Source organism: Streptomyces sp. NPDC096136 (assembly GCF_044763325.1).
GTDB lineage: Bacteria > Actinomycetota > Actinomycetes > Streptomycetales > Streptomycetaceae > Streptomyces.
The window spans coordinates 103,886-117,116 of sequence record NZ_JBIWFZ010000005.1 but is presented as its reverse complement, the minus strand read 5'-3'; the positions used below and the strand labels follow the sequence as shown (position 1 = coordinate 117,116).

13 protein-coding genes are annotated in these 13,231 nt (G+C 73.8%); 6 read left to right on the top strand and 7 right to left on the bottom strand.

Annotated elements, in window-relative coordinates; all coding sequences use genetic code 11:
• The first annotated feature begins 99 nt into the window (after positions 1 to 99).
• The gene (locus tag ACIRBY_RS12405; protein ID WP_403899866.1) at positions 100 to 975 is read left to right on the top strand and encodes an alpha/beta hydrolase; all 876 of its coding nucleotides are present in this window, start codon (positions 100 to 102) and stop codon (positions 973 to 975) included.
• A 21-nt stretch (positions 976 to 996) separates the two neighbouring features.
• Here the strand turns inward: ACIRBY_RS12405 and ACIRBY_RS12400 are convergent, their stop codons facing one another.
• Together ACIRBY_RS12400 and ACIRBY_RS12395 are read right to left on the bottom strand one after the other, a co-directional pair.
• The gene (locus ACIRBY_RS12400; RefSeq protein ID WP_403900545.1) at positions 997 to 1,461 is read right to left on the bottom strand and encodes a carboxymuconolactone decarboxylase family protein; all 465 of its coding nucleotides are present in this window, start codon (positions 1,459 to 1,461) and stop codon (positions 997 to 999) included.
• Positions 1,462 to 1,666: 205 nt separating this feature from the next.
• Positions 1,667 to 2,404, bottom strand: a complete 738-nt coding sequence (locus ACIRBY_RS12395) for a helix-turn-helix domain-containing protein (protein ID WP_366449829.1) — start codon at positions 2,402 to 2,404, stop codon at positions 1,667 to 1,669.
• 240 nt (positions 2,405 to 2,644) lie between these two features.
• On the opposite strand from ACIRBY_RS12395, the gene ACIRBY_RS12390 reads away from it, so the two are divergent.
• Both ACIRBY_RS12390 and ACIRBY_RS12385 read left to right on the top strand, forming a co-directional pair.
• Positions 2,645 to 3,316 (top strand): DUF4097 family beta strand repeat-containing protein, encoded by a 672-nt coding sequence (locus ACIRBY_RS12390; protein WP_403899864.1) that lies wholly within the window; start codon positions 2,645 to 2,647, stop codon positions 3,314 to 3,316.
• A gap of 86 nt (positions 3,317 to 3,402) precedes the next feature.
• On the top strand, positions 3,403 to 4,479 hold the full coding sequence (locus ACIRBY_RS12385) for a serine hydrolase domain-containing protein (protein ID WP_403899862.1): 1,077 nt from the start codon (positions 3,403 to 3,405) through the stop codon (positions 4,477 to 4,479).
• 83 nt (positions 4,480 to 4,562) lie between these two features.
• On the opposite strand, the gene ACIRBY_RS12380 is transcribed toward ACIRBY_RS12385, so the two are convergent.
• Positions 4,563 to 5,846, bottom strand: a complete 1,284-nt coding sequence (locus ACIRBY_RS12380) for an adenylosuccinate synthase (protein WP_390688174.1) — start codon at positions 5,844 to 5,846, stop codon at positions 4,563 to 4,565.
• A 184-nt stretch (positions 5,847 to 6,030) separates the two neighbouring features.
• Between ACIRBY_RS12380 and ACIRBY_RS12375 the strand changes: the two genes are divergently transcribed.
• A complete protein-coding gene (locus ACIRBY_RS12375; protein ID WP_403900543.1) occupies positions 6,031 to 6,867 on the top strand; it encodes a diacylglycerol kinase in 837 nt (278 codons plus the stop codon).
• Positions 6,868 to 6,929: 62 nt separating this feature from the next.
• Here ACIRBY_RS12375 and ACIRBY_RS12370 read toward each other — a convergent pair whose 3' ends face one another.
• On the bottom strand, positions 6,930 to 7,445 hold the full coding sequence (locus ACIRBY_RS12370) for a GbsR/MarR family transcriptional regulator (RefSeq protein WP_403899860.1): 516 nt from the start codon (positions 7,443 to 7,445) through the stop codon (positions 6,930 to 6,932).
• 63 nt (positions 7,446 to 7,508) lie between these two features.
• Between ACIRBY_RS12370 and ACIRBY_RS12365 the strand changes: the two genes are divergently transcribed.
• A complete protein-coding gene (locus ACIRBY_RS12365; RefSeq protein ID WP_403899858.1) occupies positions 7,509 to 8,408 on the top strand; it encodes an ATP-binding cassette domain-containing protein in 900 nt (299 codons plus the stop codon).
• Complete coding sequence (locus tag ACIRBY_RS12360; protein WP_403899856.1) at positions 8,405 to 9,997, top strand: ABC transporter permease; 1,593 nt, start codon at positions 8,405 to 8,407, stop codon at positions 9,995 to 9,997. The genes ACIRBY_RS12365 and ACIRBY_RS12360 overlap by 4 nt, the downstream gene beginning before the upstream one ends.
• A 4-nt stretch (positions 9,998 to 10,001) precedes the next feature.
• On the opposite strand, the gene ACIRBY_RS12355 is transcribed toward ACIRBY_RS12360, so the two are convergent.
• The 3 genes from ACIRBY_RS12355 to ACIRBY_RS12345 are packed head-to-tail and all read right to left on the bottom strand — an operon-like array spanning position 10,002 to position 13,213.
• Positions 10,002 to 11,219 carry a cytochrome P450 gene (locus ACIRBY_RS12355; protein ID WP_403899854.1) on the bottom strand — a complete coding sequence of 406 codons (1,218 nt, stop codon included), beginning with the start codon at positions 11,217 to 11,219 and terminating at the stop codon, positions 10,002 to 10,004.
• Positions 11,220 to 11,228: 9 nt separating this feature from the next.
• Positions 11,229 to 11,888, bottom strand: coding sequence for a response regulator (locus tag ACIRBY_RS12350; protein ID WP_403899852.1), 660 nt, complete (start codon positions 11,886 to 11,888; stop codon positions 11,229 to 11,231).
• Positions 11,885 to 13,213 carry a sensor histidine kinase gene (locus tag ACIRBY_RS12345; RefSeq protein ID WP_403899850.1) on the bottom strand — a complete coding sequence of 443 codons (1,329 nt, stop codon included), beginning with the start codon at positions 13,211 to 13,213 and terminating at the stop codon, positions 11,885 to 11,887. The genes ACIRBY_RS12350 and ACIRBY_RS12345 overlap by 4 nt, the downstream gene beginning before the upstream one ends.
• Between the last annotated feature and the right edge of the window lie 18 nt (positions 13,214 to 13,231).

Sequence of the window (13,231 nt, the reverse complement as noted above, 5' to 3'; positions counted from 1 at the left end):
GAGGCCAGGGGCGCGTGGCAGCCTGATACGGTCCCGCTCTGCCGGAAACACCGGAACATCTGTCCCCGGTGTCACACGCGTTACCGAGAGGTCGAGCCGATGACGGACCCCGCAGTCGAACGGGACGCCGCCGAGGCCGCCTCGGCCTTCGCGCACCTCCCGGTCGCACCGGACGCGAGCGCCGCGTACGGGGAACACCCCGACCAGGTCGTCGACTTCTACGCCCCGCGCGGGGACGCCCCGGGGCCGGCTCCGCTCGTCGTCGTCCTGCACGGCGGCGCCTGGCGCGCCCCGTACGACCGGCAGCACATCACCCCGTTCGCGGACCTCCTGGCCCGGCGCGGTTTCGCCGTGGCCAACGTCGAGTACCGGCGGGGCAGTTCCCTGCCCCACCAGGGCTCCGAGGGTCCGGTGGCGGGCCGTTGGCCGGAGACCTTCGACGACGTCGCCGCCGCCATGGACGCCCTGCCCGGCCTCGTCGAGGCGGCCCTGCCCTCCGCCGACCCCCGCCGGACGGTGGTCACGGGCCACTCGGCGGGCGGCCAGCTCGCCCTGTGGGCGGCGGCGCGCCACGTCCTCCCGGCCGGCTCCCCGTGGCGCCTGCCCGCCCCGCCGGAACTGCGCGGGGTGGTGGCCCTGGCCCCCATCGCGGACTTCGAGGTCGCGGAGGAGCTCGGCGTGTGCGGCGGCGCCTCCTCCCAGCTCCTCGGCGGGCCGGCCCACTGGGACGCCCGCCGGCCCTCGGCGGACCCCGCCTCCCTCCTCCCGACGGGCATCGCCACGACGGTCGTCCAGGGCCGCGAGGACATCGTGGTCCCGCCGGCGGTGGCGGAGTCGTACGCGGCCGCGGCGGCGAAGGCCGGCGAGATGGTCGGCCTCACCCTGGTCGAGGGGGTCGGCCACTTCCCCCTGATCGACCCGGCGGCCGGCGCCTGCGCGGTGGTGGCCGAGGAGATCGCGCAGCTCGCCTGGTAGGGCCCGGCGGGGGCGCGACCCTCAGTCCCACTGCCGGGCCGCGAGCGACTCCACCGGCTGCGGCTTGCCGATGACGGCCAGGGCGATGAAGAAGGAGATCTGGCCGATCGCGATGGTCAGGGTGGCCAGCGCCTTCTCGTCGTAGTGCCGCGCGGCCTCCGCGTACAGCGCGTCCGGGACGCGCTCCCGGCCCGGTGCGGCCGGCTGGAGGGTGGCCTCCACCAGGGCGAGGGCGGCGCGCTCGGCGTCGTCGAAGTAGGGGGCGTCCTGCCACGAGGCGACGGCGGTGATCCGCTCCTCGGACACCCCGGCCTTCCGGAGGAAGCCGGTGTTCAGGACGGTCAGGTAGGTGTTGCCCACGATCTGCCCCGCCCGCAGGTGCACGAGGCTCATCGTGCTGCGCGGCACCGACCGGTTGCCCGTGGCGCGGAAGAGGGCGGCGCTGACCTCGGCCAGCTCCGGCACGAACCTGCCCGGGTCGGGCATGCGGGAGACCGGGGCGGTCGAGGAGGAGGCGGAGGAGGCGGAGGGGGTGGAGGGGGTGGAGGGGGTGGAGGGGGTGGAGGGGGTGGATGCGGAGGGGGTCGTCATGGCGGCTGTCTCCCGGGGCTGCGGCCGCCGCCCGGTGCGGCGGCCTTCACTGCACTGACCCCCGGGAGGGCCCCGGTGTGACGGCCCGCGGAGGATTTCCTCAGGCGTCGTCGTCCGGCCGGGCCGGATCCGGCTTCGTGTGCAGGATCTCGCGCGCCTGCTCCGCAGCCCGGGTGATGCTCTCGGAGACGAAGTCGACGAACCGCGCGATGTTCTCCAGGCGGACTCCGGCGGGGGTCTGGGGGCCGAAGACGCCGACGCCCTGACGCGCGGTCTCGGCGAGGTGGGCGGTGCCCCGGGCGCTGGCGATCATCGACTGGTACCAGACGTCGTTGTCGGCGACGTACCGCTCGCGGCGGCGCTCGTCGCGCTCCCGGCGGACGAGCCCCTGGGTCTCCAGGAAGGCGATCGCCTTGGAGATGGACGCCGGGCTCACCTGGAGCCGCTGGACGAGTTCCGCCGCGGTGAGGCTGCCGGAGTCGCTCGTGTAGAGGCAGGTCATCACGCGGGCCATCATCTTGGGCGTGCCCGTCGCGATCAGGACCGTCGTGAAGGTCTCCTCGTACGCGGCCACCGCCTCGGCGTCGCGGCCGTGGGCCAGCGGCGGGGCCTGGGGCCCGCGGGGCGCGGCCGGCTTGCGGCGGTGGGCGCGGTGCTCGGTGGCGCGGTGGGCCAGGTCGGCGCGGTAGGAGGCGGGGCCCCCGTTGCGCATGACCTCGCGGGTGACGGTCGAGGTCGGACGGTCGAGCCGCCGGGCGATCTCGGCGTAGGCGAGTCCGTCGGCCAGCCCCAGCGCGATCTGCTGGCGTTCGGGCTGGGTGAGTCTGCCTCCGGGCATTGCGGCCTCCTCGGCGGTGGGCGGGCGGTGGGGTCGCCAGCATAGCGTTCACCCTCATTCCATTGCAACGTTGATGGAGGTTTCATTGCGTTAGATTCCGAACCGATGCAACGATTTCAACGCTCTGAACTGCATAAATGAAGGTTGTATGCAACGACTGCGTTGCCTCATCTCCGAACGCAACTTAGCGTTTCTCCTGTCGGAAACACCGACGGGCGCAGCCGGACAGAGGAGACCGCCATGCAGACGTTCGCCACCACCACCGCCGTCCCGACCGTCCTCGACATCCCGGCCGGACGGGTCCGCTTCATCGCCTCCGACCGGTCCGACGCCACCGTCGAGGTCCGCCCGGCGGACGCCTCGAAGAGCCGGGACGTGAAGGCGGCCGAGGAGACCGGGGTCGAGTTCCGCGACGGGGTCCTGCGGATCGCGGCCGCACCGGCCAAGAACCGGATCACGGGCAACTCCGGCCGCGTCGACGTGACCGTCCAGGTGCCCGCCGGCTCGCACGTCACGGCGACCCTGGCCGCCGCCGAGTTCCGGGGCGTCGGGCGCCTGGGCGACGTCGTCCTCGACGCCGCGCAGGCCCGGGTCGAGCTGGACGAGGCCGCGTCCGTCCGGCTCACCGTCCAGGACGGCGACGTCGCGCTCGGCCGCCTGAACGGCCCCGCGGAGGTCAGCACCCAGAAGGGCGACATCACCGTCTCCGAGGCCTTCCGGGGCGCGCTCACCCTGACCACCCGGCACGGCTCCATCTCGGTCGCCGCCGCCCGCGGGGTCTCCGCCACCCTCGACGCCGGCACCGACTCCGGCCGGATCCACAACGCGCTGAACAACACCGACGGCTCCGCCGCCGCCCTGACCATCCGCGCGACCACCTCCTACGGCGACATCACCGCCCGCAGCATCTGACCGTCCCGCATGGACAGACGCAGCGGCGACGGAGACCGCACCGCCCGTACGACGTTCCCACCCCACTTACCGAGGAGCACACCACCATGTCCGAGCAGAACCGCCCCGAGCTCCAGACCGCCCTCCAGGACATCGTCGACTCCGGCTGGGCCGGTGCGCAGCTGCGCGTGAACGACCCGCGCGGCGAGTGGGTCGGCAGCGCCGGAGTGGCCGAGCCGGGCGGCAGCGCCCAGCCGCCGACCGACGGGCACTTCCGGATCGGCAGCAACACCAAGACCTTCACCGCGACCCTCGTCCTCCTCCTGGTGGCCGACGGCCTGCTCGAACTCGACGGCCCGGTCGCCGACCGCCTCCCCGCGTACGACCTGGACCCGCGGATCACCCTGCGGATGGTGCTCCAGCACACCAGCGGGCTGTTCAACTTCACCGGCGAGTACTACGAGGACGGGACGACCGCCCCGGGGATCGCCTGGGAGGGCCGGGAATGGGTGGACAACCTCTTCCGCACCTACCGCCCCGAGGAACTGGTCCGGCTGGCCCTGTCCAAGCCGGCCCGGTTCGAGCCGGGAACGGACTGGAGCTACTCCAACACCAACTACGTGCTGGCCCGGCTGCTCGTCGAGGAGGTCACCGGCCGCCCGTACGCCGAGGAGATGCAGCGGCGGATCCTGACCCCGCTGGGCCTGACGGGCACCGTGGTGCCGGACGCCTCGCCGGAGATCCCCGAGCCGCACGCCCGTGCGACGTACACCTACCAGGACGGGGGTGAGTGGAAGTCGCTCGACGTCACCCGCTCGAACCCCTCCTGGATCTCCGCCGCCGGTGACATGATCTCGACCACCCGCGACCTGCACGTCTTCTTCTCCGCCCTGATGGGCGGCAGGATCCTGCCCGCCGGGCTGCTGGACGCGATGCGCACCCCGCACCCCACGATGGGCTACGGCCTCGGGCTGTTCGTGCAGGAGACGGAGGACGGCCGCACCGTCTACACCCACAACGGCGGCATGTGGGGCTGGGGCGCCCTGATGTTCGGCTCGCCCGACGGCAGCACGACCTTCACCGCCTCGCTGACCTGCGGAGAAGCCCGGCTCGACATGGCGGGCGTGGGCGGGCTGTTCGCCGGGGCCCAGAAGCGGCTGCTCGCGGAGGTGTTCGGGGCGTAGGGGCTCCCGGACGACGGGGGGACGGCGGAGGGGCGGGGCACGCGTCGCGTGCCCCGCCCCTCCGCCGTGTACCGCCCTGTGGACTACAGGAAGGAGTTGATCTCGATCGTCTCGGTGCGGCCGGGGCCGACGCCGATCGCGGAGATCGGGGCGCCCGACATCTCCTCCAGCGCCTTCACGTAGTTCTGCGCGTTCTTCGGCAGGTCGGCGAAGGTCTTGGCCTTGGTGATGTCCTCGGACCAGCCCGGCAGGGTTTCGTAGATCGGCTTCGCGTGGTGGAAGTCGGTCTGCGAGTAGGGCAGCTCCTCGACGCGCTTGCCGTCGATCTCGTACGCGACGCAGACCGGGATCTCCTCCCAGCCGGTGAGCACGTCGAGCTTGGTGAGGAAGAAGTCCGTCAGGCCGTTCACGCGGGTCGCGTAGCGGGCGATCGGGGCGTCGAACCAGCCGCAGCGGCGGTCGCGCCCGGTGGTCACGCCGCGCTCGCCGCCGATGCGGCGCAGCGCCTCGCCGTCCTCGTCGAACAGCTCGGTCGGGAACGGGCCGGCGCCGACGCGCGTGGTGTAGGCCTTGAGGATGCCGATGACGCGGCTGATCTTCGTCGGGCCCACGCCGGTGCCGGTGCAGGCGCCGCCGGCGGTCGGGTTCGAGGAGGTGACGAAGGGGTACGTGCCGTGGTCGACGTCGAGCAGGGTGCCCTGGCCGCCCTCGAAGAGCACGACCTTGTCCTCGTCCAGCGCGTTGTTGAGGATCAGGGTGGTGTCGGCGACGTACGGCTTGATCTGCTCCGCGTACTGGAGCATCTCCTCGACGATCGCCTCGACCTCGATGGCGCGCCGGTTGTAGAGCTTGGCGAGGAGCTGGTTCTTGTTCTCCAGCGCCGCCTCGACCTTCTGGCTGAGGATCGACTCGTCGTACAGGTCCTGGACGCGGATGCCGACGCGGTTGATCTTGTCCGCGTAGGTGGGGCCGATGCCGCGGCCGGTCGTACCGATCTTGCGCTTGCCGAGGAAGCGCTCGCCGACCTTGTCGAGGGTGACGTTGTACGGCGTGATGAGGTGCGCGTTGCCGCTGATGAGCAGCTTGGAGGTGTCGATGCCGCGCTCGTTCAGGCCGCGCAGCTCGGAGAGCAGGACGGCGGGGTCGACGACGACACCGTTGCCGATGACCGGCGTGCATCCGGGGGAGAGGATGCCGGAGGGGAGGAGGTGCAGCGCGTACTTCTGGTCGCCTACGACGACCGTGTGGCCGGCGTTGTTGCCGCCCTGGTAGCGCACCACATAGTCAACGGAACCACCGAGCAGGTCGGTGGCCTTTCCCTTGCCCTCGTCACCCCACTGAGCTCCGAGCAGCACAAGAGCGGGCACAGGCGTACACCTCTTCCGGATGGGGCATGTCCAAGGTCAGGGGGCGTACGACGATGTACACCGCAGGCTGAGCCGTCGGACCGGTGCCCCGGAATAGACGAAGGCCCTGGCGCAATAGCGCAAGGGCCTCTTGCACAAAGATGCTACCCGAGGAAGGACCGAGGTGTCGGCTCCAGAGCCCACCATGAGCCATGCGGGCGCGCCGGTAGGCGGTCTGCTCGTGCTCGTCGACCCGGTCGCCCGCCGTCTTGACGGCGAGTCCGTGCGCATCGCGAAGGATGTGCTGTCGGCGGGGGCCGCGGCGAAAATCTGTCTCCCGGACTCGCAGGAGGAATTTGCGCGGGCGCTCGCCCGCCGCGGTCATCGGCGGCCCGTGGTGGTGGGTGACGACGGGGCGCTGGTGCGGGCCGTGGGGCTGCTGCACCGGGAGCACCGGGAGCCGGAGCCGGGGGACGGCGCGGTCTCCCTGGTGCCCGTGGGGCCGGCCGGGTCGCTGGCGCTGGCCCGCTCGCTGGGGGTGCCGCTGTCGGCGGTGTTCGCGGCGCGGGCGGCCCTGGACGGGGTGACGCGGACCCGGGACCTGCTGGTGGACGACTGCGGCGGGGTGGTGCTGGGCGGGCTGAGGATCGCCGCGCAGCCGGCGCCGGCCCTGTGGCGGGCCGGGGGGTACCGGTCGCTGCTGCGGACGCTGCTGCCGGCTCCGGCGGCGGCGCGGGGCGCGGGCCGGCCGGTGCAGTCGCTCCGGGTGGAGGTCGACGGGGCGGTGCTGGTGGACGGGGACCGGCCGGTGGAGGACGTGGCCGTGCGGGCGCGGGAGGACGGCGGGCCGGCGCGGGTGGTGGTCCGCCTCTCGGGCGGGGCGCCGCTGACGGGCAGCGGGGAGGTGGTGACGGTGTCCGCGGCCGGCCCCGCCACGGATTTCCGCTACCGCGCCGACCACGCCCCGCCCGGTGCCCCGGTCCGCCGCCGGACGTGGACCCGCCACCCGGGGGCGTGGTCCCTGACCCTGCCGAGGGGCTGACGGCGGGGGCGGAGGTTCCGGCCCCGCCGGCGTGTGGGGCGCGGGCTCGCCCCCCCGGGCGGCTACGGCAGGCGGAGGCCGGCCCGGTGGACGCGCCAGCGGTCCATCAGGCCGTGCATCTCCTCCTGGAGGAACGCGAAGAACGCCGCCGTCTCCGCGACCCGCGAACCCGCGGGGGTGTCCGTGCCCAGGCCGGCCGCGCCCTCGCGCAGGGTCTGCTCGAAGCGGGTGAGGGCCTGGTCCCGGCGGGTGAAGGTCTCGTACCAGAGCTCGTTGTGCAGCACGTAGCGGTCCCGGCGGGAGCCCGGCTCGCGCTCCCGGCTGACCATGTTGAGCTGCGCCAGGTAGGCGACGGCGCCCGATACCGCCGCCGGGCTGATCCGCAGGGCGGCGCCCAGCTCCGCCGAGGTCATCGCACCGCCGTCGCTCGCGAGCAGGCAGGAGAAGACCCGGGCGGCCATGCGCTGCATGCCCGCCTCGGTGAGCTGCGCGGCGAACCGCTCGACGAAGCGGGAGACCGCTTCCCCGTCACGCGTCGCGGCGTCCTGCACTTCGGCCTGTACGTCGTCCCTCGTCACACCCTGAACTTTACGCGATTCGCTATCTTCACAATTTTGTGAAAGGAGCGTACGTTCGGAGGCATGACGAAGGCCATCGGCGTCACCGGACTCCACAAGGCGTTCGGCCGCACCCGCGCCCTGGACGGGCTCGACCTGGACGTAGCCACCGGCGAGGTCCACGGCTTCCTCGGCCCCAACGGCGCCGGCAAGTCCACCACCCTCCGGATCCTGCTCGGCCTGCTGCGCGCCGACGCAGGGACCGTCACCCTGCTCGGCGGCGACCCCTGGGCCGACGCCGTCGCCCTCCACCGCCGCATCGCGTACGTCCCCGGAGACGTGACGCTCTGGCGGGAGCTCACCGGCGGCGAGGTCATCGACCTCTGCGGGCGCCTGCGCGGCGGCCTCGACCGGGCGCGGCGGGCCGAGCTGCTGGAGCGGTTCGAACTCGACCCGACCCGCAAGGGCCGCACCTACTCCAAGGGCAACCGCCAGAAGGTCGCCCTGGTCGCCGCCTTCGCCTCCGACGCGGAGCTCCTGGTCCTGGACGAGCCCACCTCCGGCCTCGACCCGCTGATGGAGGAGGTCTTCCAGGGCTGCGTCGCCGAGGCGCGCGACGCGGGCCGCACCGTGCTGCTCAGCTCGCACCTGCTCAGCGAGGTCGAGGCGCTCTGCGACCGGGTCAGCATCGTCCGCGCCGGCCGCACCGTGGAGAGCGGCAGCCTCGCCGAGCTGCGCCACCTCACCCGTACGTCGATCACCGCCGAGCTCGCCGGCCCGCCGAACGGCGTCGCGCAGCTGCCCGGCGTCCACGACGTGGAGGTGCGCGGTGCGCGCGTCAGCCTCCAGGCCGACACCGACCGGCTGGACGCCGTGCTGCGCGCCCTCACCGCCTCGGGCGTGCGGTCGCTGACCGCGACCCCGCCCACCCTGGAGGAGCTTTTCCTGCGCCACTACGCGCCGGAGGCGGTGGAGGGGCGATGACCGGCCGGTTCGCCGGCACCGGGACCCTGCTGCGGCTGGCGGTGCGCCGGGACCGGGTGACGGCGCCGGTCTGGGTGCTGGTCACCGGGCTGCTGGTGGTGAGCATGCCGCGCTCGCTCGGCAGCGTGTACGCCACCGCCGCCGAACGGGCCTCCGTCGCCGCCTCGATGAACGCCAACGGTTCGATGCGCGCCTTGTACGGGCCGGTGTCCGGCGAGTCCCTCGGCGCCCTCACCGCCTGGCGGGCGGGGGTCTTCGGGGCGGTGCTCGCCGCCGTGATGAGCCTGGTCGTCGTCGTCCGGCACACCCGCGAGGAGGAGGAGACGGGCCGTCAGGAGCTGCTCGGGGCGGGCGCGGTGGGCCGCCGGGCCCCGCTGACGGCGGCCCTGCTCGCCGCGTTCGCCGCCGACGCGGCCGTGGCCGTGCTCGTCGCGGGCGGCCTCGCCGGGCAGGGGGCCTCCGGGGCCCTCGCCCTCGGGCTGGGCATCGCCGGGACGGGAATGCTCTTCGCGGGCGCGGCGGCCGTCGCCGCCCAGCTGACCGGGAGCGCCCGGGCCGCGAAGGGTCTGACGGCGGGCGTGCTGGGGGCCGCGTTCGTGCTGAGGGCGGTGGGCGACGCCGGGACCCCGGGCGGGAGGTCGGCCCTGACCTGGGCCTCGCCGCTGGGCTGGCTGGAGAACGTACGGGCCTTCGCGGGCGAACGCTGGTGGGTGCTCGGCCTGTTCGCCGCCGGTGCGGCGGCGCTGACGGGCGGGGCCTACGTGCTGGCGGGCCGGCGCGACCTGGGTGCGGGCCTCCTGCCCGACCGGCCGGGCCCGGCCGAGGGGCGGCTCGGATCGGCCGGGGCGCTGGCCCGGCGGCTCCAGCGGGGCACCGTACTCGCCTGGAGCGCCGCGTTCCTGATCGCCGGTCTGGTCTTCGGGGGGATGGCGGACGGCGCCGCCGAGGTGGTCGGCGACAACGAGCGGACCCGCCGGATCATCGAGCGGATGGGCGGGCAGAGCGGGCTGACCGACGCCTTCCTCGCGGCGATGGCCGGGCTGCTGGGCATGGCCGCCGCGCTGTTCGCCGTCTCCTGCGTGCTGCGGCTGCACGGGGAGGAGACCTCGCAGCGGGCCGAGCCGCTGCTCGCGAACGCCGTCGGCCGGCTGCGCTGGGCCGGCGGGCACCTGACCGTCGCCTTCGGGGGCTCGGCGCTGATCCTGCTGCTGGCGGGGATCGGCCTGGGACTCGGGCACGGCGGGGGCGACGGGGCCGGTGCGGGCCCGGCCGCGACCGTCGGCGCCTGCCTGGCGCAGCTCCCGGCGGTGTGGGCGGTCGGGGCGCTCGCGGTCCTGCTGTACGGGGCGGCCCCCCGGTACGCCGTCGCCGCGTGGGCGGTGGCCGGTGCGGCGCTGGCCCTCGGCTGGATCGGGCCGGCCCTCGGGCTGCCGCAGGCGGTCATGGACCTCTCGCCCTTCGCCCACCTGCCGAAGCTGCCCGGCCCCGGTGCCTGGGACCCGGCCCCGTCGCTGGTGCTCACCGCCCTGGCGGCGGCCCTGACGGCGGCCGGTCTGGCGGCCCTGCGCCGCCGGGACCTGGCGGCGTAGCCGCTCAGAACTCGACGAGCAGCTCCCGCAGCCCCCGGATGACGTAGCCGTCCTGCCACTGCGGCTCCCGTACGAGCCGCATCGGCGGGACCTTCTCGTCCAGCAGGGCCCCGAAGGAGGAGGTCAGCTCCAGGCGGGCCAGCGGGGCGCCCAGGCAGTAGTGGATCCCGGCCCCGAAGGCCAGGTGCGGATTGTCGGCCCGCCCGAGGTCCAGCGCGTCCGGGTCCGCGAAGCGCGCGGGGTCCCGGTTCGCGGACCCGAAGAGCAGGGCGACCTCGGCCCCGCGCGGGATGACGGTGTCCCCGACCTCGATGTCGTCGAGCACCCAGCGTTCGAACATCTGGAGGGGCGTGTCGTAGCGGAGGAGTTCATCCACAGCTGTGGACAACTTTTCCGGACCGGAGGATCCGGGGAGCGCGCGCAGCCCGGCCAGCTGCTCGGGGTTGCGGAAGAGGGCCCACCAGCCGTTGACGGTGGTGTTGACCGTCGCCTCGTGCCCGGCGTTCAGCAGGAGGACGCAGGTGGAGATCATCTCCTGCTCGCTGAGCCGGCCCCCCTCATCGTGGGCGGCGATCAGCGCGGAGATCAAATCCGTGCCGGGGCGCCGGCGCCGCTCGGCGATCAGCTCCCGCAGATAGGCGCTGAACTCCACGCTGGCCGTCACCGCCCGCCGCGCGGTCTCCGCGTCCGGCCGGAGCTCGAACATCCCGCAGATGTCCGCCGACCAGGGCCGCAGCAGCCCCCGGTCCGACCCGGGGATCCCCAGCAGCTCCGCGATCACCGCCACCGGCAGCGGCTCGGCAACGGCCGTGAGCAGGTCCCCGCCCCCCTCGGCCAGCAGCCCGGCCGCCAGCTCCCGCGCCATCCGGTCCACGGCGGGCGCGAGCCGCTCGACGGTGCGCGGGGTGAACGCCTTCGACACCAGCCGCCGCACCCGCCCGTGCGCGGGATCCTCCAGGTCCAGCAGGCCGTTGCCGTTGAGCACGTGGAAGGGCTCGTGCTCCGGCGGCGGCGCCTGGCGCCCGAACTCCTCGTGGCCGAACCGGTGCAGGTACGTCCGCCCCAGCCGGCGGTCCCGCAGCAGCGCGCTCACATCGGCGTGGTGCGACACCAGCCACTGCCCGGTCGCCTCCGACCACTCGGCCCGCCCCCGCTCGCGCAACTCCCGGTAGGCGGGGTACGGATCGGCGACGAAGGCGGCGTCCCACGGATCAAAACCCATCCCCGCAGCCTAAGCCGGTGTCACCAGCCGTGTCTCGTAGGCGTACACCGCCGCCTGCGTACGGTCCCTCAGCCCCAGCTTCACCAGGATGCGGCTCACATGCGTCTTGATCGTCGACTCCGCGACCAGCAGCCGGTCGGCGATCTCCGCGTTGGACAGGCCCTGCGCGATCAGCACCAGCACCTCCGTCTCCCGCTCCGTCAACTCCCCCACCCCCGACGGATCCGTGGTCCGCTGCACGTCCGACAGCTTCGAGAACTCCACGATCAGCCGCTTCGTCACCGAGGGGGCCAGCAGCGCCTCCCCGGCCGCCACCACCCGCACGCCCTCCGCCAGCTGCCGGGCGGACGCGTCCTTCAGCAGGAACCCCGACGCCCCGGCCCGCAGCGCCTGGTACACGTACTCGTCGAGGTCGAAGGTCGTCAGGACCAGCACCTTGGCGTCCGTGTCGGCCGCCACGATGTGCCGCGTCGCCTCCAGCCCGTTCATCTCCGGCATCCGGATGTCCATCAGCACCACGTCCGGCCGCAGCGCCGCCACCCGGGCGATGGCCTGCCGGCCGTCGACCGCCTCGCCGACGACCTCGATGCCCTCCATCGCGTTCAACAGGACGGAGAAGCCCTCGCGGACCATCATCTGGTCGTCGACGATCAGCACCCGGATCGTCATACCGGAGCCTCCTCGGGCCGCGGCCGGCTGCGCACCGGCAGGAACACCGCCACCTCGTACCCGCCGCCGGAGCTCTCCCCGGCCGTCATCTCCCCCTCCAGCATCGCCACCCGCTCCCGCATGCCCGTGATCCCGTGCCCGGCGCCCGGCGAGGGCCGGACGTCCCCGACCGCCGGACCGTTGACGACCCGTATGCCCAGTCCGCCCAGCACGTACGAGATCTCCACCCCCGCCACCGCACCCGGGGCGTGCCGCAGGCTGTTGCTCAGGGCCTCCTGGACGATCCGGTACGCCGACAGCTCCACCCCCTGCGGCAGCTCGCGCACCGCACCCGTGACCGTCTTCTCCACGCTCAGCCCGGCTTCCCGGACATTGGCCAGCAGCCCGTCCAGGGAGGCCAGCGTCGGCTGCGGCGCCTCGGGGGCCTCGTAGTCCGCGGACCGGACCACGCCCAGCACCCGGCGCAGCTCCGTCAGCGCCGCCACCGCGTTCTCCCGGATGGTGGCGAAGGCGGCCTCCAGCTCCGGCGGCGGGTTCTTCACCCGGTACGGGGCCGCCTCCGCCTGGATCGCCACCACCGACATGTGGTGGGCGACCACGTCGTGCAGCTCGCGGGCGATGGTCGTCCGCTCCTCCAGCAGCGTCCGCCGGTCCCGCTCGACGGCCGTCACCTCCTGCTGCGCGGTGACCTCCTGCTTCGCCTCCCGCCGGGTGTTGCGGACCGTGACCGCGAGGAGCGCCACCGCCGAGGTGACCGCCATGGGCGCAGGCTGCACCGAGTCCGCCGAGCCGGCGAGGACCGGCAGGACCGTCCCGAACAGCAGCGTGACGACCCACATCCACCCGGCGACCCGGGGCCGGGTCCGCAGCGCAACGAAGGTCATCACGGCGAGATGGCCGGTGAACGTGGCCGGCGACCAGGGCCAGACCATGATCCGGTCCTGGAGGACGGAGAGCACCGCGGCCACGGCCAGGGCCGCCCAGAACGCCCCCACGGGCCGCACCAGGGTCATCAGCACCGGCGCCGCCGCCAGCACCCCGATCACCAGGGCCTGGACCGGAGGCATCCCGTCGAAGTGGTCGGTGTTCCCCAGCAGGAACACGAACAGCGCCACCGCCCCCACCGCCGCGTGCGGCAGGTAGGCCGCCCTCGGACGTATCCGCCGCGGCAGCAGCCGGGGCAGCCGTCCGTCCGCCCTCATCGGGGCGAGGGGCCGGTAGGCGAAGGCGTCCGTGAGGAGGTCTTCCCGCAGGCTCCGGATCAAGCCCGAAGCCAGCCGCAGTTCGGGAGGCCGGGGTGTCGCCCCGGTGGTCGTCTGGGTCATGTCCTCACCGTAGGCCGG

What these genes read in the sequence shown, in the direction of transcription:
- ACIRBY_RS12405 (WP_403899866.1), top strand. Translation starts at nt 100, where the DNA reads ATGACGGACCCCGCAGTCGAACGGGACGCCGCCGAGGCCGCCTCGGCC.
- ACIRBY_RS12400 (WP_403900545.1), bottom strand. Translation starts at nt 1,461, where the DNA reads ATGCCCGACCCGGGCAGGTTCGTGCCGGAGCTGGCCGAGGTCAGCGCC.
- ACIRBY_RS12395 (WP_366449829.1), bottom strand. Translation starts at nt 2,404, where the DNA reads ATGCCCGGAGGCAGACTCACCCAGCCCGAACGCCAGCAGATCGCGCTG.
- ACIRBY_RS12390 (WP_403899864.1), top strand. Translation starts at nt 2,645, where the DNA reads ATGCAGACGTTCGCCACCACCACCGCCGTCCCGACCGTCCTCGACATC.
- ACIRBY_RS12385 (WP_403899862.1), top strand. Translation starts at nt 3,403, where the DNA reads ATGTCCGAGCAGAACCGCCCCGAGCTCCAGACCGCCCTCCAGGACATC.
- ACIRBY_RS12375 (WP_403900543.1), top strand. Translation starts at nt 6,031, where the DNA reads ATGAGCCATGCGGGCGCGCCGGTAGGCGGTCTGCTCGTGCTCGTCGAC.
- ACIRBY_RS12365 (WP_403899858.1), top strand. Translation starts at nt 7,509, where the DNA reads ATGACGAAGGCCATCGGCGTCACCGGACTCCACAAGGCGTTCGGCCGC.
- ACIRBY_RS12360 (WP_403899856.1), top strand. Translation starts at nt 8,405, where the DNA reads ATGACCGGCCGGTTCGCCGGCACCGGGACCCTGCTGCGGCTGGCGGTG.
- ACIRBY_RS12355 (WP_403899854.1), bottom strand. Translation starts at nt 11,219, where the DNA reads ATGGGTTTTGATCCGTGGGACGCCGCCTTCGTCGCCGATCCGTACCCC.
- ACIRBY_RS12350 (WP_403899852.1), bottom strand. Translation starts at nt 11,888, where the DNA reads ATGACGATCCGGGTGCTGATCGTCGACGACCAGATGATGGTCCGCGAG.
- ACIRBY_RS12345 (WP_403899850.1), bottom strand. Translation starts at nt 13,213, where the DNA reads ATGACCCAGACGACCACCGGGGCGACACCCCGGCCTCCCGAACTGCGG.